The organism is Microbacterium soli, assembly GCF_039539005.1.
GTDB lineage: Bacteria > Actinomycetota > Actinomycetes > Actinomycetales > Microbacteriaceae > Microbacterium > Microbacterium soli.
Genome location: NZ_BAABCP010000002.1, coordinates 120,777 through 140,186, shown reverse-complemented (window position 1 = coordinate 140,186; position 19,410 = coordinate 120,777). Strand labels below are relative to the sequence as shown.

The 19,410-nt window shown below is 70.6% G+C and carries 17 protein-coding genes; all 17 read left to right on the top strand.

What is annotated here, in order from left to right; all coding sequences use genetic code 11:
- Positions 1-48: 48 nt before the first annotated feature.
- The 17 genes from metK to ABD770_RS12745 all read left to right on the top strand — a co-directional run bounded on the left by metK (position 49) and on the right by ABD770_RS12745 (position 19,358).
- On the top strand, positions 49-1,245 hold the full coding sequence (gene metK / locus ABD770_RS12825) for a methionine adenosyltransferase (RefSeq protein ID WP_344820062.1): 1,197 nt from the start codon (positions 49-51) through the stop codon (positions 1,243-1,245).
- 7 nt (positions 1,246-1,252) lie between these two features.
- On the top strand, positions 1,253-3,214 hold the full coding sequence (locus ABD770_RS12820; protein ID WP_344820061.1) for a primosomal protein N' family DNA-binding protein: 1,962 nt from the start codon (positions 1,253-1,255) through the stop codon (positions 3,212-3,214).
- 57 nt (positions 3,215-3,271) lie between these two features.
- Complete coding sequence (gene fmt / locus ABD770_RS12815) at positions 3,272-4,198, top strand: methionyl-tRNA formyltransferase (protein ID WP_344820060.1); 927 nt, start codon at positions 3,272-3,274, stop codon at positions 4,196-4,198.
- On the top strand, positions 4,195-5,577 hold the full coding sequence (locus ABD770_RS12810; RefSeq protein ID WP_344820059.1) for an RsmB/NOP family class I SAM-dependent RNA methyltransferase: 1,383 nt from the start codon (positions 4,195-4,197) through the stop codon (positions 5,575-5,577). Before fmt ends, ABD770_RS12810 begins: the two co-directional genes overlap by 4 nt.
- Positions 5,574-6,254: a ribulose-phosphate 3-epimerase gene (gene rpe / locus ABD770_RS12805; RefSeq protein WP_344820058.1), complete on the top strand. Its 681-nt coding sequence runs from the start codon at positions 5,574-5,576 to the stop codon at positions 6,252-6,254. The genes ABD770_RS12810 and rpe overlap by 4 nt, the downstream gene beginning before the upstream one ends.
- Positions 6,251-6,514 carry a phosphoribosyl-ATP diphosphatase gene (locus ABD770_RS12800; RefSeq protein WP_344820057.1) on the top strand — a complete coding sequence of 88 codons (264 nt, stop codon included), beginning with the start codon at positions 6,251-6,253 and terminating at the stop codon, positions 6,512-6,514. The genes rpe and ABD770_RS12800 overlap by 4 nt, the downstream gene beginning before the upstream one ends.
- Before the next feature lie 38 nt (positions 6,515-6,552).
- Positions 6,553-7,395, top strand: a complete 843-nt coding sequence (gene hisG / locus ABD770_RS12795) for an ATP phosphoribosyltransferase (protein ID WP_344820055.1) — start codon at positions 6,553-6,555, stop codon at positions 7,393-7,395.
- Entirely contained in the window at positions 7,395-8,156 is a 762-nt protein-coding gene (gene hisF / locus ABD770_RS12790) for an imidazole glycerol phosphate synthase subunit HisF (RefSeq protein ID WP_344820054.1), read from the top strand. Before hisG ends, hisF begins: the two co-directional genes overlap by 1 nt.
- Positions 8,153-8,515: a phosphoribosyl-AMP cyclohydrolase gene (hisI, locus tag ABD770_RS12785; protein WP_344820053.1), complete on the top strand. Its 363-nt coding sequence runs from the start codon at positions 8,153-8,155 to the stop codon at positions 8,513-8,515. Before hisF ends, hisI begins: the two co-directional genes overlap by 4 nt.
- A complete protein-coding gene (locus ABD770_RS12780) occupies positions 8,512-9,105 on the top strand; it encodes a Trp biosynthesis-associated membrane protein (protein WP_344820052.1) in 594 nt (197 codons plus the stop codon). Before hisI ends, ABD770_RS12780 begins: the two co-directional genes overlap by 4 nt.
- Positions 9,106-9,138: 33 nt before the next feature.
- Positions 9,139-9,378, top strand: a complete 240-nt coding sequence (locus tag ABD770_RS12775) for an HGxxPAAW family protein (protein ID WP_344820051.1) — start codon at positions 9,139-9,141, stop codon at positions 9,376-9,378.
- A gap of 2 nt (positions 9,379-9,380) precedes the next feature.
- Positions 9,381-10,196 (top strand): indole-3-glycerol phosphate synthase TrpC, encoded by an 816-nt coding sequence (trpC, locus tag ABD770_RS12770; RefSeq protein ID WP_344820439.1) that lies wholly within the window; start codon positions 9,381-9,383, stop codon positions 10,194-10,196.
- Positions 10,183-11,424: a tryptophan synthase subunit beta gene (gene trpB, locus ABD770_RS12765; protein ID WP_425562769.1), complete on the top strand. Its 1,242-nt coding sequence runs from the start codon at positions 10,183-10,185 to the stop codon at positions 11,422-11,424. The genes trpC and trpB overlap by 14 nt, the downstream gene beginning before the upstream one ends.
- Positions 11,421-12,224, top strand: a complete 804-nt coding sequence (gene trpA, locus ABD770_RS12760; protein WP_344820048.1) for a tryptophan synthase subunit alpha — start codon at positions 11,421-11,423, stop codon at positions 12,222-12,224. Before trpB ends, trpA begins: the two co-directional genes overlap by 4 nt.
- Positions 12,225-12,234: 10 nt before the next feature.
- Positions 12,235-13,233 (top strand): prolipoprotein diacylglyceryl transferase, encoded by a 999-nt coding sequence (lgt, locus tag ABD770_RS12755; protein ID WP_344820047.1) that lies wholly within the window; start codon positions 12,235-12,237, stop codon positions 13,231-13,233.
- A 109-nt stretch (positions 13,234-13,342) separates the two neighbouring features.
- Entirely contained in the window at positions 13,343-17,902 is a 4,560-nt protein-coding gene (gene gltB / locus ABD770_RS12750; RefSeq protein WP_344820046.1) for a glutamate synthase large subunit, read from the top strand.
- Positions 17,895-19,358, top strand: coding sequence for a glutamate synthase subunit beta (locus ABD770_RS12745; protein WP_344820045.1), 1,464 nt, complete (start codon positions 17,895-17,897; stop codon positions 19,356-19,358). The genes gltB and ABD770_RS12745 overlap by 8 nt, the downstream gene beginning before the upstream one ends.
- The last annotated feature ends 52 nt before the right edge of the window (positions 19,359-19,410 follow it).

Below are 19,410 nucleotides of genomic sequence, written 5' to 3'. Positions count from 1 at the left end.
CGTCGAGCCCGACCGGGCTCGACGCGATTGATCCGCTTTGGAGCACCGATGAGCGCATTGCGCCTGTTCACGTCCGAATCCGTCACAGAGGGGCACCCTGACAAGATCTGCGACCAGATCTCCGACAGCATCCTCGACGGTCTGCTGACCGTCGATCGCGGTTCGCACGTCGCCGTGGAGACCATGGTCACCACCGGTCTCGTGCACGTCGCGGGCGAGATCCGCTCGGACGGGTACGTGGACATCCCCACGATCGTGCGGGATGTCGTCAACAGCATCGGGTACACCTCCAGCGACACCGGCTTCGACGGCTCGTCCTGCGGTGTGAGCGTGTCCGTGGGGGAGCAGTCCCTCGACATCGCCCACGGAGTGGACCGCGCGCAGGAGCAGCGGGACGGGGGATCCACGGATCCGCGCGACGAACTCGGAGCGGGAGATCAGGGCATCATGTTCGGTTTCGCCACGAACGAGACCCCGCAGCTCATGCCCATGGCGGCTTGGACCGCGCACCGCATCGCGGAGCGACTGACCCAGGTGCGCCGTTCCGGTGAGCTTCCGTTCCTGCGCCCCGACGGCAAGACCCAGGTGACGCTGGGATACGAGGGCAACACGCCCAGAACCATCGACGCGGTCGTGCTGTCCACTCAGCATCGCCCCGAGATCTCCCAGGACGAGCTGAAGGCCCTCGTGCGCGAGAAGGTCATCGATCCCGTCCTGCTGCAGACGGGGCTGGATCTGGCCCCGGAGCTGAAGTACTACATCAATCCTGCCGGCCCCTTCGTCAACGGCGGCCCGAAGGGGGACGCCGGGCTCACGGGTCGCAAGATCATCATCGACACCTATGGCGGCGCCGCGCGGCACGGGGGAGGCGCGTTCAGCGGCAAGGACCCGTCGAAGGTCGACCGCTCGGGCGCCTACGCGATGCGGTGGGTGGCCAAGAACGTCGTCGCCGCGGGGCTGGCGGAGCGCGCCGAGGTGCAGGTCGCGTACGCGATCGGCGTGGCACGACCCGTCGGACTCTACGTGGAGACGTTCGGGACCGGCGCGGTCTCCGACGACGTCATCACCCACGCGATCGATACGGTCTTCGATCTGCGTCCGCAGGCCATCATCGAGGAACTCGACCTGCTCCGCCCCATCTACGCCCAGACCGCGGCGTACGGGCACTTCGGCAGAGACCTGCCGGACTTCACCTGGGAGCGCACCGACCGCGCCGACGAGCTGCGCCGCGCCGCCGGCGTCTGAGTGCGGCATGTCCACGTTGCCCGGGCACGGAGCGGGACGACGCATCGCGCGCGTTCTCATCGACTCGCCGCTCCCGCAGCTGGACAGGCTGTTCGACTACGCCCTCCCGGAGGAGCTCGGCGAGGCGGCGCCGGGGGTGCGGGTCAGGGTTCCGCTGCGCACGGCCGGCCGCGTGGTCGACGGCTACATCGTCGAGCTCGGCGAGGAGCGTGACGGCTCCCGTCCGCTGTCCGACGTCGACAGCATCGTGTCTCCCGTGCCCGTCCTGCCTGCGCGGCTGCACAGGCTCGCCCGCCGCGCGGCCGACCGCGCAGCGGGATCGGCATCCGACATCCTCCGCCTGGCGATCCCCAAGCGACAGGTGCGGGTGGAGAAGTCCTGGCGGCCGCCAACGTCGTCACCTCGTCCGGAGACGGATGCCGTGCGGCGGGCCGACGACATCATCTCGGCGTACGACGGACTCCGTGACGTGCTCGCCACGGGCGGCAGGGCGGCGGTGGAGGCGATCCCGCTCCAGCAGGACGATCATCCCGGGTGGGCGCTGCTGATGGCGTCCGCCGCCGCCCTGCAGCTGGCGCAGGGCCGATCCAGCGTCCTCGTGGTGCCCGACCATCGCGACGAGGACCTGCTGATGGCGGCACTCGCGACGCTGCTCTCCGATGACGCCGTGGTCCGTCATGACGCCAGACAGACGAACCCCGATCGCTACCGGGCGTTCCTGCGCACCCTCAGCGACGTGCCGTGCGTGGTGGTGGGGAACAGATCGGCGGTGTACTCCCCGGTGCACGCCGGGCTCGTGGCGATCTGGGATGACGGGGACCCGCTCCTGGCGGAGCCGCTGGCGCCCTATGTGCACGCACGGGATGCGGCACTGCTGCGCCAGGAGGACGAGCTGGGAGCTCTGCTGCTCGTCGCTCATGCGCGGTCCACGGACGCGGCGCGCCTGGTCGCGAACGGCTGGCTGTCCGAGATCACGGCGACGCGCCGCGTGACCCCTCAGGTGCGGTTGAGCACACCGCAGGAGCTCGAACGTGCGGCGACCAGGCGGGTGCCCTCCAGCGCGTTCGCGACCGCGCGAGCGGCGACATCCGAGGGGCCGGTGCTCGTCCAGGTCGCGAGACCGGGTTTCGCTCCGACGCTGGTGTGCGCCGGCTGCCGTGCACCCGCGCGCTGCGTGCACTGCGGCGGCCCGCTGGGCGCCGCCCGCCGGGGCGCCGTGCCGGTGTGCGGCTGGTGCGGGCGTTCGGCGAACTCCTGGCGATGTGCGCACTGCTCATCCGATCAGGTGCGACTGGCGTCCTCAGGCACGGAACGGACAGCCGACGAGCTGGGACGAGCGTTCCCCGGTGTCCGCGTGATCGTCTCCGACGGCACCCACCCCGTGCAGCGCGTCGATGCCCGCCCCGCCCTCGTGGTCGCCACGCGCGGCGCCGAACCGTTGGCGTCCGGCGGCTACCGCGCGGTCATCCTCCTGGACGGGGTGCGCATGCTGCAGGCTCCCGAGCTGCGCATCGCCGAGGCGTGTCTGCGCTGGTGGACGAACGCGGCCGCGCTGGCCGCGCCGGGCGCTCCCGTCCACCTCGTGGGAGTGGACGGTCCTGTCGCCCGGGCCCTCGCCACCTGGTCGCAGGCCGCCTACGCGCGCACCGAGCTCGAGGCGCGTCTGCCGCTGCGGATGCCCCCGACCGTGCGTGTCGCGCAGATCGAAGGACGACCGGCATCGGTCCGCACGGCGCTCGACGCACTGAGCAGCGCGGGACTTCCGGCCGACGCGGTGCTCGGTCCGCTGCCGGTCGGCACTGAGGGGCGCGTGCGCGCACTGGCGCGCTTCGGCTACGCCGAGGGCCGGCGCGTCGCGGAGACGCTGCGGGCCGTCGTGATCGCCGACGCCGCCCAGGGCCGACGCGGAAGGGACCGACACCGCGTCTCCCTGTCCGTGCACCTCGATATCCTCGAACCGGAGCTCTGACGAGCGACCCGATCACCGATCGCACTCGGCAGCACGTCACACGAGAGGGAGTCCTTCATGCGCCTCGTCTTCGCCGGCACGCCGGCCGCCGCCGTGCCGACCCTGCGCGCCCTCGCGACTCGGCATGAGATCGTCGGCGTCGTGACGCGCCCCGACGCCCCCCTCGGACGCCGGCGCGTCCTCACGCCGTCGCCCGTCGCGGCGGCGGCCGAGGAATCGGGACTGCCCGTCATCAGGGCCGCACGCCTCGATGAACCCGCCACCGAGGCCGTCTCGCGTCTCCGCGCCGAGCTCGGGGTCATCGTCGCCTACGGCGGCATCGTCCGCGAACCCCTGCTGTCCCTCCCCGAGCACGGCTGGATCAACCTGCACTTCTCCCTGCTGCCCGCCTGGCGCGGAGCGGCGCCCGTGCAGCGCGCCCTCATCGCCGGCGACGCGGAGCTGGGTGTGAGCGTGTTCCAGCTGGTCCCCGAGCTCGACGCGGGCGATGTGTTCGCCGCCCGGCCCGTCGCCGTACCCGCAGACGCGACAGCCGATGACGCCCTCACGCTGCTGGCGGGTGAAGGCGCGGCCCTGACCGCCGACGTGGTGGACGCCATCGCCGCGGGCACCGCTTCCGCGACCCCGCAGCAGGGGATTCCCACTCTCGCACCCAAGCTGCGACTCGAGGACGGCCTGCTGGACTGGACCCAGCCGCTGGATTCCGTGTACGCGCGTTACCGCGGCGTGACACCGGAACCGGGCGCGCACACCACCCTCGCCGGTGCGCGATTGAAGATCCTCGCGGCCGCGCCCGCCGACGCGTCCGTCGCGCCCGCACTCTCGCCCGGCGAGATGCGGGGCGAGAAGACCTCGGTGCTCATCGGGACGGCGACGGGTGCGCTCGCGGTCACCAGGGTCCAGCCGGCCGGCAAGGGCCCGATGAGCGCGGCGGACTGGTGGCGCGGACTGCGCACCGCAGCATCCGTGCGGGTCGGATCGTGAGCTCCGCACGCGGCATCCAGCCCGCACGATGGGTCGCGTACGACGTCCTGCGGGCGGTCTCCGACGATGACGCCTACGCCAATCTCCTGCTGCCGGGGCTGATCGGACAGGCACGTCTGAACGCTCAGGACGCCGCCTTGGCGACCGAGCTCACATACGGGACTCTGCGCCGCCGAGGCAGCTATGACGCGGTCATCGCGGAGGCCGCCGGCCGACCTGTGGCGGAGATCGACCCTCCGGTGCTGGATGCGCTGCGCCTCGGGACGCATCAGCTGCTGGGCACCCGCGTCGCGTCTCACGCGGCGGTCAACGAATCCGTGAACCTCGTGGCGGCGGAAGTCGGCCGCGGCGCGGCCGGCTTCGCGAACGCCGTCCTGCGCCGCATCAGCCGGGATGACGCGGATGCCTGGCAGGAGCGCGTCGAGCGTCTGGCGCGCTCCGACGACGAACGGCTCGGGTTGCGCACCGCGCACCCGGTGTGGGTGATCCGGGCCCTGCGCAGGGCACTGGCGGCCGAGGGGCGGGCCGGCGAGCTGGATGCGCTGCTGCAGGCCGACAACGCCGCCCCCGAGGTGACCCTCGTGGCGCTGCCGGGGCTCGCCGAGCCGGGGCGTCCCGCGCGCCCGTATGCGCCGACGGCGTTCGGCTCCCCGGGCGGGGATCCTCGCGCCGTGATCGACGAGTCCGGCGGACTGATCCGCGTGCAGGACGAGGGTTCCCAGCTCGTGGCCCTGGCCCTGGCGGGAGCCGCACCGGTGCGGTCTGGGGAGCGCTGGCTCGATCTCTGCGCCGGACCCGGCGGCAAGACCGCGCTGCTCGCGGCCGTCGCGCATCGCGACGGCGCACGGTTGGAGGCCAACGAGGTCATCCCGCACCGAGCCGATCTGGTGCGGGACGCCGTGCGCCCGCTGCCGATCGAGGTGCCCGTGCACGAGGAGGACGGACGGGAGTTCGCAGCGCGGCATCCGGGCGCCTTCGACAGGATCCTCCTCGACGCGCCGTGCACGGGGCTGGGAGCGCTGCGCCGACGCCCCGAGGCGCGCTGGCGGAAGACCCCGGCGGACGTCCCCGAGCTCGTGACGCTGCAGACGCAGCTGCTGGAGGCCGCACTCGGGGCCCTGGCACCCGGCGGGATCGTCGCCTACGCCACCTGCTCGCCGCACCTCGCCGAAACCTCGGGTGTCATCGCGGAGGTGCTGCGCGACCGCGACGACATCACCGCCCTGGACGCGCGAGCCGTGGTCTCGGACATCTCCTCGGCCCCCATCGACCTCGCCGATGACGGCACGGGTCGCGTGCAGCTGTGGCCGCATCGCCACGGCACCGACGCCATGTTCCTCGCGCTCCTGCAGCGCACATCCCCGGAAGGACGACAGTGAATCTGCCCGACTCGCCCCGCATCAATCCCAGCATCCTCGCCGCCGACTTCGTCAACATGCAGGCGGAGCTCGCGCGCATCGCGACAGCCGACTTCGTGCACGTCGACGTCATGGACAATCACTTCGTCCCGAATCTCACCTTCGGTCCGCAGATGGTCGAGCGCATCCAGGCCACCAGCCCCATCCCGCTCGATGTGCACCTCATGATCTCCGATCCGGATCGCTGGGCCCCCGGCTACGCCGAGCTCGGCGCGGCGAGCGTCACCTTCCACCTCGAGGCCGCGACCGAGCCCGTCGCCCTCGCGCGCAGGCTCCGCTCCATCGGGGCACGCGCGGGCGTCGCCATCAAGCCCGGCACGGCGGGCGAGGAGCTCTACGACATCATGGGGGAGTTCGACCAGATCCTCGTCATGACCGTCGAGCCGGGCTTCGGCGGACAGGGCTTCATGCCCGCCACGATGCCGAAGCTGCGCGCGCTGCGGGACGAGGCCGCCCGTCGCGGCTCCGACGTATGGCTGCAGGTGGACGGCGGGATCTCCGACGCGACGATCGAGCAGGCCGCACGGGCCGGGGCCGACACCTTCGTCGCCGGTTCTGCCGTGTACGGCGCGGATGACGTCGAGGCGGCCGTCACCCGGCTTCGAGAGCTCGCAGGAAAGGCTAGCCTGGAAGCGTGAAGACATTCGACGAGCTGTTCGCCGAGCTCCAGAACACCATCGCGACCCGCCCCGCCGGATCGCGCACGGTCGAGGAGCTGGACCGAGGCGTGCATGCAATCGGCAAGAAGATCGTCGAAGAGGCCGCCGAGGTGTGGATGGCCGCGGAGTACGAGACGCTCGACGCCGCCGCTGAGGAGATCTCCCAGCTGCTCTACCACCTTCAGGTGATGATGCTCGCCAAGGGGCTGAGCCTGGAGGACGTCTACCGACATCTGTGAGCGCGTCCCGCTCCGACCGCTCGAACAGAAGGACATCCATGCTGCGCATCGCCGTTCCGAACAAGGGCTCGCTCTCCCAGACAGCCGCCGACATGCTCGCGGAGGCCGGCTACGCCGGTCGCCGCGACCCGAAGACCCTGCACGTCATCGACGCCGACAGCGACGTCGAGTTCTTCTACCTCCGTCCGCGGGACATCGCCACCTATGTGGCCTCCGGTGCCCTGGATGTGGGGATCACCGGGCGCGACCTGCTGTGCGATGTGCGCCAGGAGGACGCCCGCGAGATCGAGCAGCTGGGCTTTGCCCGCTCGACCTTCCGCTTCGCGGCCCCGCCCGGCCGGTACTCCTCCGTCGAGGACCTCGAGGGCGTCCGTGTCGCCTCGGCGTATCCCGGTCTGGTCGACGACTTCCTCCGCCGTCATGGCGTCAACGCCACGCTGGTGCCCCTGGACGGGGCCGTGGAATCCGCCGTGCAGCTGGGCGTCGCCGACGTCATCGCCGACGTCGTCGAGACCGGCACGACCCTCCGGCAGGCCGGGCTGGAGATCTTCGGACCGGTGATCATCGAGTCCGAGGCCGTCCTCATCAGCAGGCCCGGCGATGCGCCGGGCACGGAGCGCCTGCTGCGCAGGCTGCGGGGCGTGATGGTGGCACGTCGGTACGTGCTGCTGGACTACGACCTGCCCGCGCGTCTGGTCGACCAGGCCACGGCCATCGCGGGCGGACGTGAGTCCCCGACGATCTCCCCGCTGCGCGACCCGGAGTGGGTGGCCGTGCGGGTCATGATCCCGCGCAAGGGCATGAACCAGGTGATGGACGACCTGTACGCGCTGGGGGCGAGAGCCATCCTCGTCACCGCGATCCACGCGGCGAGGCTCTGATGGCTGTCGCCGCGCGCGTCATCCCGTGCCTGGACGTGGCCGCGGGCCGCGTCGTCAAGGGCGTGAACTTCAAGGACCTGCGGGACATGGGCGATCCCGTCGAGCTCGCCGCCCACTACGCCGCACAGGGCGCGGACGAGATCACCTTCCTCGATGTCACGGCCACCGTCGACGACCGCTCGACGACCTTCGACGTGGTGCAGCGCACCGCAGAGCACGTGTTCGTCCCCCTCACCGTCGGCGGGGGAGTGCGCAGCGTCGAGGACGTCGCGCGACTGCTGTCGGTCGGCGCGGACAAGGTCGGTGTGAACTCGGCCGCCATCGCGCGCCCCGAGCTGATCGACGAGATCGCCGACCGCTTCGGCGCGCAGGTGCTCGTGCTCTCCCTCGACGTCAAGCGCGCCCCGAGCACCGCATCCGGGTTCGTCGTGACCACCCACGGCGGGCGCGCCGAGACGACCCTCGACGCCGTCGACTGGGCGCGTGAGGCCATCGAGCGCGGAGCAGGCGAGCTGCTGGTGAACTCCATCGACGCCGACGGCACGAAGAACGGCTTCGATCTGGAGCTCGTGGGCCTCATGCGGGAGGCCTCCGCCGTGCCGGTGATCGCCTCCGGCGGCGCCGGGGACGTGTCGCACTTCGCACCGGCCGTGCAGGCGGGTGCGGATGCCGTGCTGGCGGCCAGCGTGTTCCACAGCGGTCAGCTGACCGTCGGAGACGTGAAGGACGCGCTGCGCGCGGAAGGCGTGGTGGTCCGGTGAGCACCGTGGACGCCGACCTCGCGCGCGTCGCCTGGAACGGCGACGGACTCGCACCCGTCGTCGTGCAGCAGTTCGACACGCGCGAGGTGCTCATGCTGGCCTGGATGGACGCTGAAGCGCTGCGGCGCACTCTCACGGGCGGGCGCGCCGTGTACTGGTCCCGATCGCGCCGCGAGTACTGGCGCAAGGGCGACACGTCCGGCAACACACAGGAGGTGCGCGGAGTCTCCGTCGACTGCGACGGCGATACGATCCTCCTGACCGTCGACCAGCACGGACCTGCATGCCACACGGGCACCCGCACCTGCTTCGACGGTCGCGGGCTCCGGCTCGGGAGCGACGGAGGCGAGCGAGGATGATCCGACGTGCACGCCTGTGCGCCGTGCTGGGCTTCCTCCTGGCCGGCGGCGTCGGCGTGATCTCCGCCACCCAGACGTGGATCTCCGTCACCCGGACGGACGGCGGCGAGCCGCTGCTCGTCCCCGGAGCGGACGCCATGCCGCTGCTGACGGCCCTCTCACTGGCGGTGCTCGCACTCGGCGCGGCGCTGTCCATCGCCGGGACCGTGCTGCGCCACGTGCTCGCCGGGCTCGGGATCCTCAGCGCCGTCGTCCTCGCGACGGGCACGTTCCCGATCATGATCGACCCACCGCTCTCCACAGCCGCATCGGCGCTGACCGCGGCCACCGGACTGAGCGGTGAGACGACGCTGCGATCCATCGTGGACGACCTGCAGCCGGGCGGCTGGCCCGTCGCCGCGCTGTGCGCCTGGGTGCTGCTGCTGGCGTCCTCGGTGTTCGTGCTGGTCACCGGCCGCAGGTGGCGAGTCGGCAGCAGACGCTACGAGCAGCTCTCCGACGGCCGACACACCGACGCCGGGCCGTTGGATGCCGTCGATTCCTGGGACGAGCTGTCGCACGGCTCGGATCCCACCGGACCATCCAGATAGAATGGACGCATCGCCGACCTCCCGGAGGAGAACATGACCAACCCGATCGCCGATCCCGGACACGGACACTCGCCTGCAGCCTGGACCGCCGTCGTGATCATGCTCGTCGGCTTCGCCGCGGGCACCGTCTTCTTCTGCTTCCCCGACGGGTCGGGCGCGGTGGGCGTCTGGATCTCGGGGGCGGTCATCGTGCTCGGCGCGATCACCGGCTGGATCCTCGCCAAGGCTGGCTGGGGCGTGAAGGGCCCGAAGTACACCCCGAAGGCGCACTGATGATCCTCGCCGACCTGACGGCCGGCGCTGTGGAGGATGCCGAACGACGGGCTCTCGCCCGGCCCCTGGCCGAGGTGGAGCGCGCCGCAGGCGCTCAGCCGCCCGCGCAGGACGTCCTGGCGGTGCTCGCTCCGTCCGACCGTGTGAAGATCATCGCCGAGGTCAAGCGCGCGAGCCCGTCTCGTGGCCGCCTGGCGGAGATCCCGGACCCCGCGCTGCAGGCCGCACTGTACGAGCAGGGCGGCGCCAGCGCCATCAGCGTGCTGACGGAGGAGCGCCGGTTCAGCGGGAGCCTGGCCGATCTCGAGGCCGTTGCGAACCGGGTCTCAGTGCCCGTGCTGCGCAAGGACTTCATCGCGACCCCGTACCAGGTCTTCGAGGCGCGGGCGGCGGGAGCGGATCTCGTGCTGCTCATCGTCGCGGGTCTGAGCCGCAGCATGCTGGGGGAGCTTTACGCGCTCGTGCACGACCTCGGGATGACACCGCTGGTGGAGACGCACTCCGCCGACGAGCTCGAGGTCGCGCTGGACCTCGGCGCCGACCTGATCGGCATCAACGCCCGTAATCTGAAGACCTTCGAGCTGGACCGGGACCTGTTCTCCCGGCTCTCCGAGCGGATCCCGGACAGCGCGATCCGTGTGGCGGAGTCGGCGGTGCTCGCGCCGGACGACGTGCGTCGGTACCGCGAAGCGGGAGCGGACGTCGTGCTCATCGGGGAGGCGCTGGTCACCGGCGACCCCGTCGCGACGCTGCAGGGCTTCCTCGCCGCCGGGGACATCCCGGTGCGCCGGGCATCCAGTGAGCATGCGCCGCGCTGAGCGGCCGAAGGGAATCGATGTGGGACTGCGAGATCAGCAGGGGCCGTTCTACGGCGAGTACGGCGGAAGGTACATGCCGGAGTCGCTCATCGCGGCCATCGACGAGCTGACGACCGCCTATGAGGCGGCGCTGGTGGATCCGGGCTTCCGCGCAGAGCTGTCGACGCTGCTGCACTCCTACGCCGGGCGTCCGTCGCCCATCACCGAGGTGCCGCGCTTCGCCGAGCACGCCGGAGGAGCCCGGATCTTCCTCAAGCGCGAGGACCTGAACCACACCGGATCGCACAAGATCAACAACGTGCTCGGCCAGGCCCTGCTGACCAGGCGGCTGGGGAAGACCCGCGTCATCGCGGAGACCGGAGCGGGCCAGCACGGCGTCGCCACGGCGACAGCGGCCGCGCTGTTCGGGCTGGACTGCACGATCTACATGGGCGAGGTCGACACCGAGCGCCAGGCGCTCAACGTCGCCAGGATGCGCCTGCTGGGCGCTGACGTGGTCGCGGTGAAGACCGGATCCCGCACCCTCAAGGACGCCATCAACGACGCGTACCGGGACTGGGTGGCCACCGTCGAGACGACGAACTACGTCTTCGGCACGGCCGCCGGGCCGCATCCGTTCCCGGCCATGGTGCGCGACTTCCAGAAGATCATCGGCGAGGAGGCGCGCGAGCAGCTGCTGGCCGAGGCCGGCAGGCTGCCGGATGCCGTCATCGCCTGCGTGGGCGGCGGCTCCAACGCCATCGGGATGTTCGACGCCTTCCTCGACGACGAGGGTGTGCGGCTGTACGGCGTGGAGGCCGCTGGTTCCGGCGTCGACACGCTCAAGCACGCGGCATCGATCGAGCGGGGCCGCCCCGGCGTGCTGCACGGCGCGAAGACGTACGTGCTGCAGGACGAGGACGGGCAGACGGTCGAGTCGCACTCGATCTCCGCCGGGCTGGACTATCCGGGCGTGGGTCCCGAACACGCCTGGCTGAGCGACATCGGTCGTGCGCAGTACATCCCGGCGACTGACGACGAGGCCATGCAGGCGCTGCGGCTGCTCAGCCGCAGCGAGGGCATCATCCCCGCCATCGAGTCCGCGCACGCGCTGGCCGGCGCCCTGCGCATCGGTCGCGAGCTGGGCCCGGATGCCGTGATCGCCGTCTCCCTGTCCGGGCGCGGCGACAAGGACATGGACACCGCCGCACGATACTTCCACCTGTACGACGAGGAGGACGCGTCGTGAGCCGTGTCGAGGATGCCATCCGCAAGGCGCACGCGGCGGGTCGGGGCGCGTTCGTCGGATACCTCCCCGTCGGATTCCCTGATCTGCAGACCAGCATCGACGCCGCCCTGACGATCGCGCGCAACGGCGCGGACATCATCGAGCTCGGGCCGCCCTACTCGGATCCCGTCATGGACGGCGAGGTCATCCAGCAGGCTACCCAGCACGCCCTCGCGCACGGATACCGCACCCGCGACCTGTTCACCGCCGTGGAGGCGATCACCTCGCAGACCGATGTCCCGGTGGTCGTCATGACCTACTGGAATCCCGTGCTCCAGTACGGTGTCGACCGCTACGCCGATGACCTCCTCGCCGCCGGCGGCGCAGGGCTCATCACCCCCGACATCACGCCGGAGGCCGCAGGGGAGTGGATCTCCGCGAGCACCCGGACGGGACTGGACCGGATCTTCCTCGCCGCTCCGACCTCGACCGATGAACGCCTCGACCTGGTCATCTCCTCGTCCACCGGTTTCGTGTACACCGTCTCGACCATGGGCATCACCGGAGAGCGGGCCGCCCTGGACCAGGCGGCACGCACTCTCGTGCAGCGCATGCGCGCACGGGGAGCACGATCGGCGTGCGTCGGCATCGGCATCTCCAACGCCGAGCAGGTCGCCGGCGTGATCGAATACGCCGACGGCGCCATCGTCGGCACCGCACTGGTGAAGGCGCTCCGCGACGGCGGACTCGACCAGCTCGCACACACCACCCGGGCCCTCACCGGCGGCACGCCGTCGGCGAGATTCGACACAGGAAACTAGACTCTCACTCATGTCCCTCGCGCTTCACGGCCTCACCGCCACCGTGCCCGCCAGCATCCCGAGCCCTCCGGCCAGCACATTCCCGGTGTTCGGACTGACGATCCACTACTACGCGCTGTGCATCATCGCCGGCATCATCGTGGCGGGGCTGATCGCCAACCACCGGCTCACCCGACGCGGTGCGGAGAAGTGGATCGTCATCGACATCGCGATCCTCGCCGTGCCCCTGGCGATCATCGGGGCGCGCATCTTCCACGTGCTCACCCACCCCGGCTTCTACTTCGGGGTGGGGAGCAATCCGTGGAACCCCTTCGAGCACGGCTCGGTGTGGGCGATCTGGGAGGGTGGCATCGCCATCTTCGGCGCCCTCATCGGCGGGGCGATCGGTGCCTGGCTCGGCTGCCGGTGGACCGGCATCCGCTTCTCGGCCTTCGCCGACGCGCTGGCGCCGGGACTGCTGCTCGCCCAGGCGATGGGACGCTTCGGCAACTGGTTCAACCAGGAGCTGTTCGGCCTGCCCACCGACCTGCCCTGGGGCCTGCAGATCGATCCCGCCAACCCCGCCTTCCCCCCGGGGCTCGCAGCCGACACCCTGTTCCACCCGACGTTCCTGTACGAGGTCGTGTGGAACGGTCTGGGCGTGCTCGTGCTGCTCTGGCTCGGCCGCAGATTCACGCTGCAGTGGGGCAGACTGTTCGCCTGCTACCTCATCTGGTACAGCGCCGGGCGCGTCGTGTGGGAGTCCATCCGCATCGACCCCAGCGAGGTTCTCCTGGGGCTGCGCAGCAACGTGTGGGCGGCGATCATCGGCGTCGCGGTCGGCATCGTCATCCTCGTCGTGCAGGGGCGTCGTCACACCGGCGTGGAGCCGTCCGCGTACAGGGACGGCCGACAGCCCGCCGAACCCGTTGTAGACTCTGAGGACGATTCCCACGGTTACGTCGATCTGAGCGAGCCTCCGGCCGACGACATCGACGCAGGAGCAGCCGCCACGAGCACCGCTCCCTAGAGCGGACGCGTCATCGACTCTCGGCGTCCCGCAGCGTTGTGATCCATTCACACTGAACGAGCGGGCCAGCGCTGTCCCCGGTTTCACTCGACACTGAGGACGGTGACTGGTGTACTTCCAGCCTCCCTATGGCGCCTCCGGCGCATACCCCCCTGAGCAGGGGCTCTACAACCCCGCCTTCGAGAAGGACGCCTGCGGCCTGGCCATGGTCGCGACGCTTCGCGGGGAACCAGGCCACGACATCATCGCGCTGGCGCTTCAGGCACTGCGCAACCTGGAACACCGCGGTGCCATCGGCTCGGACGCCGGCACCGGCGATGGCGCCGGCATCCTCACGCAGATGCCGGACGCGTTCCTCCGGTCGGTCACCGACTTCGCGCTTCCCCCGCTCGGCGAGTACGCCGCAGGCCTCGCGTTCCTCCCCCGGGAGTCGAGCGCCCGCCGCGAGCAGAAGGCCGGGATCGAGCGCATCGCCGCGGACGAGGGCCTCAGCGTCCTCGGCTGGCGCGAGGTCCCCACCGCCAACGAACATCTCGGCAGGCTCGCCGACGAGGTGCGCCCGGCGTTCGAGCAGCTGTTCGTCGCCGCCCGCGGCGGGGCCTCCGGCCTCACCCTGGAGCGCCTCGCGTATCGACTGCGCAAGAGAGCCGGCCACGAGCTGGGCGCCTACTTCGTCTCACTGTCCGCGCGCACCCTCTGCTACAAGGGCATGGTGACGACGCTGCAGCTGGAGCCGTTCTACCCCGATCTCCAGGACGAGCGGTTCGTCTCGGAGCTGGCCGTGGTGCACTCCCGGTACTCGACCAACACGTTCCCGTCCTGGCCGTTGGCCCAGCCTCTGCGGATGGTCGCGCACAACGGCGAGATCAACACCGTCAGCGGGAACCGGAACTGGATGCGCGCACGCCAGTCGCAGCTGGAGTCCGAACTCCTCGGGGACATCACCCCGCTGCTGCCGATCTGCACCGAGGGGGCGAGCGACTCGGCATCCTTCGACGAGGTGCTGGAACTGCTCACGCTCACCGGACGCAGCCTGCCTCACGCGGTCATGATGATGGTGCCGGAGGCGTGGGAGAAGCAGCGAGATCTGGATCCCGATCTGCGTGCCTTCTACGAATACCATGCCGCGCAGATGGAGCCCTGGGACGGCCCCGCCGCGCTGATCTTCACCGACGGCGTGCAGGTGGGCGCCACCCTGGACCGCAACGGGCTGCGTCCCGGACGGTGGACGGAGACCACCGACGGACTCGTCGTCATCGGCAGCGAGACCGGAGTCCTGGACTTCGCCCCCGAACGCATCAAGCGACGCGGACGCCTGCGTCCCGGACGCATGTTCCTCGTCGACACCGCGCAGCACCGCATCATCGAGGACGAGGAGGTCAAGCGCGACCTGGCATCCCTGCATCCCTGGCAGGAATGGCTCGACGAGGGCGCCGTGCGCCTGGCGGATCTGCCCGAGCGGGAGCACATCGTGCATCCGGAGGCCTCCATCACGCGCCGTCAGCGCACGTTCGGCTATACCGAGGAGGAGGTCCGCATCCTGCTCACGCCCATGGGGCAGCACGGCGCGGAGCCGCTCGGGGCGATGGGCACCGACACCCCGATCGCCGCGCTGAGCGAGCGCCCCCGCCTGCTGTTCGACTACTTCGTCCAGCAGTTCGCGCAGGTGACCAACCCGCCGCTGGACGCCATCCGCGAGGAGGTCGTCACGAGCCTGCGCCTGGGACTCGGCCCCGAGCGGAACCTGCTGGACTGGGGGCCCGAGCACGCACGCACCGTGAGTCTGGACTTCCCGGTGATCGACAACGACGAGCTGGCGAAGCTCCGGCACATCGATCGGGCCCTGCCCGGTCGCTCCAGTGCCACCATCCGCGGTCTGTATCACTTCGACGCAGGGCCGCACACGCTGCAGGAGCGCCTCGCGCAGATGTGCGAGGAGGCGGATGCCGCCATCGAGCGCGGCGCCGAGCTGCTGATCCTCTCCGACCGGGACTCCAACAAGGATCTGGTCCCGATCCCGTCGCTGCTCATGGTCGCCGCCGTGCACCACCACCTGATCCGCCGGGAGAACAGGATGAAGGTGGGTCTCGTGGTCGAGGCCGGCGACGTGCGCGAGGTGCACCACGTCGCGACGCTCATCGGGTACGGCGCATCCGCCGTCAACCCGTACCTCGCCATGGAGACCGTCGAGCACCTCGTGCGCACCGGCTGGATCACCGGGATCTCCGCTGATCAGGCCGTGCACAACGTGATCCATGCACTCGGCAAGGGTGTGCTGAAGATCATGTCCAAGATGGGGATCTCCACCGTGTCCTCCTATGCGGGCGCGCAGGTGTTCGAGGCCGTCGGGCTCAGCCAGGAGTTGGTCGACGCGTACTTCACGGGCACCCTGACGCGTCTGGGCGGCATCGGCATCGAGGACGTCTTCGCGGAGAACCAGGCCCGCCACGACTTCGCCTATCCGGAGGACTCCGCCGCCCGCGCGCATGAGCGGCTGTGGACCGGCGGCGAGTACCAGTGGCGTCGCGACGGGCCTCCGCACCTGTTCAACCCCGACACCGTGTTCCGGCTGCAGCATTCCACGCGCACGCGCCGGTACGACATCTTCCGGGAGTACACCCGGCTCGTCGACGACCAGTCGAAGGAGCTGAAGACCCTGCGCGGACTGTTCGAACTGCGCACCGGAGAGCGTCCGCCCGTGCCATTGGACGAGGTCGAGCCGGTCAGCGCGATCGTCAAGCGCTTCTCCACCGGGGCGATGAGCTACGGCTCCATCTCCCAGGAGGCGCACGAGACGCTCGCCGTCGCCATGAACAGCCTGGGCGCCAAGTCCAACACCGGCGAGGGCGGCGAGGATCCCGACCGGCTCGTCGACCCGCGTCGTCGCAGCGCCATCAAGCAGGTCGCGTCGGGACGGTTCGGCGTCACGAGCCAGTACCTCACCGAGGCCACGGACCTCCAGATCAAGCTGGCTCAGGGCGCCAAGCCGGGGGAGGGCGGCCAGCTGCCTCCGCAGAAGGTGTACCCGTGGGTGGCCAGGACCCGTCACGCCACACCCGGGGTGGGGCTGATCTCGCCCCCGCCGCATCATGACATCTACTCGATCGAGGACCTCAAGCAGCTCATCTACGACCTCAAGCGGGCCAACCCGAAGGCGCGGATCCACACCAAGCTGGTCAGCCAGTCCGGCATCGGTGCCGTCGCCGCGGGTGTCGCCAAGGCGCTCAGCGACGTCATCCTCGTCGCGGGCCACGACGGCGGCACAGGGGCGAGCCCGCTGAACTCGCTCAAGCACGCGGGCACACCGTGGGAGCTGGGACTGGCGGAGACGCAGCAGACGCTCATGCTCAACGGCATGCGCGACCGTGTCGTGGTGCAGGTCGACGGCCAGCTCAAGACCGGCCGCGACGTCATCATCGGCGCGCTGCTGGGTGCGGAGGAGTTCGGCTTCGCCACGACGCCCCTCGTGGTCAGCGGCTGCATCATGATGCGGGTCTGCCACCTGGACACCTGCCCCGTGGGCGTCGCGACGCAGAACCCGCTGCTGCGGTCGAGGTTCACGGGCAGGCCCGAGTTCGTCGTCAACTTCATGGAGTTCATCGCCGAGGAGGTCAGAGAGCATCTCGCCGCGCTGGGCTTCCGCAGTCTCGACGAGGTCATCGGTCGGACCGACCTGCTGCGCGTGGACGCGGCCGTGCATCAGTGGAAGGCCGCCGGCCTCGACCTCTCTCCGATCCTGCATGGCCCCGCGTTCCCCGCCGGGGAACCGCGCAAGAGCGTGCGCGGCCAGGATCATGAGCTGGGCAAGCACTTCGATTCGGCGCTCATCGCGCTCTGCGGCGACGCCCTCGATCACGGCGAGCCGGTGCGGATCGACCTTCCCATCCGAAACACCGACCGCGCGGTGGGCACGATGCTCGGCCATCACGTCACGACCGCCCACGGTGCCACAGGGCTGCCGAGGGAGACGATCGACATCACGCTGCGCGGAACGGCGGGACAGTCGTTGGGCGCCTTCCTGCCCGCCGGCATCTCGCTGCGCCTGGAGGGCGATGCCAACGACTATGTCGGGAAGGGCCTCTCCGGCGGAGACATCGCGATCCGACCGCCCCGCGGAGCCGTCTTCGCTCCGCATCGCAATGTCATCGCGGGCAATGTCATCGGTTACGGTGCGACGGGCGGCAGCCTGTTCATCTCGGGAATCGTCGGGGAGCGCTTCCTCGTGCGCAACTCCGGCGCCACCGCCGTGGTGGAGGGCGTGGGCGACCACGCACTGGAGTACATGACCGGTGGCACCGCGGTGCTGCTGGGCCGTGCTGGACGCAACCTGGGTGCCGGCATGTCGGGGGGCGTCGCGTACGTGCAGGGCCTGCGGGAATCGCAGGTCAACGCGGATGCGCTGGCATCGGGAGAGCTCCGGCTCCTCGAGCCGGACGATGACGACGTGGCGCTGCTGCGGCGTCTGCTGACCGAGCATGTCGAACGGACCGGCTCGCCGCTGGCATCCGAGCTGCTGGCCGATGTGGCGGGTCTCCGCGCCGCGTTCGTCAAGGTGCTGCCGCGCGACTACGCGGCCGTGCAGGAGATCCGTCGAGAGGCGGAGGCCGTCGGGGAGGACCCTGACGGTGAGGGTGTCTGGAACCGGATCCTGGAGGTGACCCGTGGCTGATCACAAGGGTTTTCTGAAGACGACGGAGCGTGAACTGCCCGCGCGCCGGCCGGTTCCCGTGCGGATCATGGACTGGGAGGAGGTGTACGAACCGACCGACCACGACATGCTGCACCGGCAGTCCGGCCGCTGCATGGACTGCGGCGTGCCGTTCTGCCACTCCGGGTGCCCGCTGGGCAATCTCATTCCGGAATGGAACGACCTGACCTGGCGCGGCGAGGGCCGCGCGGCCAGTGACAGGCTGCACGCCACCAACAACTTCCCGGAGTTCACCGGGCGGCTGTGCCCGGCGCCGTGCGAGAGCGCCTGTGTGCTGGGGATCAACCAGCCTCCTGTCACGATCAAGCGCATCGAGCAGACCATCGCCGACGACGCCATCGACAACGGCTGGGTGCAGCCGCAGCCCCCGCAGCGCCTCACCGGTCGGACGGTGGCCGTGGTCGGGTCCGGGCCGGCGGGACTCGCGGCCGCTCAGCAGCTCACCCGCGCCGGGCACACCGTCGTCGTGTACGAGCGCGACGACCGCATCGGCGGGCTGCTGCGCTACGGCATCCCGGACTTCAAGATGGAGAAGCATCTCGTCGACGGACGCGTCGCGCAGATGGAGGCCGAGGGCACGCGCTTCCGCACCGGCGTCGAGATCGGCACGGACATGTCGTGGGCCGAGCTGCGCGCCCGTTACGACGCCGTGCTCGTCGCGACGGGCGCGACCGAGCCGCGCGACCTGCCGATCCCCGGCCGTGACCTGCCGGGGGTGCACTTCGCGATGGAGTACCTCGTGCAGGCCAATCGTGTGGTCGCCGGCGACGAGGTCCCGGAGCAGATCAGCGCCGCGGGGAAGCATGTCGTCGTCATCGGCGGCGGCGACACCGGATCGGACTGCATCGGCACCGCTCACCGGCAGGGTGCGCTGAGCGTCACCAACCTCGCCATCGGTCGCAGACCCGCCGACGAGCGCACCGAGCAGCAGCCCTGGCCCACGCATCCGAACCTTTTCGAGGTGCAGTCCTCGCACGAGGAGGGCGGCGAACGGACGTACCTCGCCTCCACCGTGGAGTTCCTCGCCGACGAGCACGGTGCGCTCCGCGCACTGCGCGTGGCCGAGACGAGCTTCGTCGACGGACGACGGGTGCCGCGCAGCGGCACCGAGCGGGAGATCCCCGCCGATCTGGTCCTGATCGCGATGGGCTTCACGGGGCCCGACGCGGACGTCCTCGGCACGGACGCGCCGGTGACCGGGCGCCGCGGCCTGTACCGCCGCGACGGCCGTTTCGCATCCACGCAGCCGGGCGTGTACGTCGCCGGCGATGCCGGCCGCGGACAATCCCTGATCGTGTGGGCCATCGCGGAGGGCCGTGCTGCCGCGGCGACGATCGACCGCGACCTGCGAGGCTCGACCTCGCTGCCCGCCCCGGTCTCTGCAACGGATGTCGCACTCCGTGTCCGGCCCGCGTAGGCTGGTCGCGGCGACATCGCCGAATCCCCCCTTCACCCTTCCCACCCTGGAG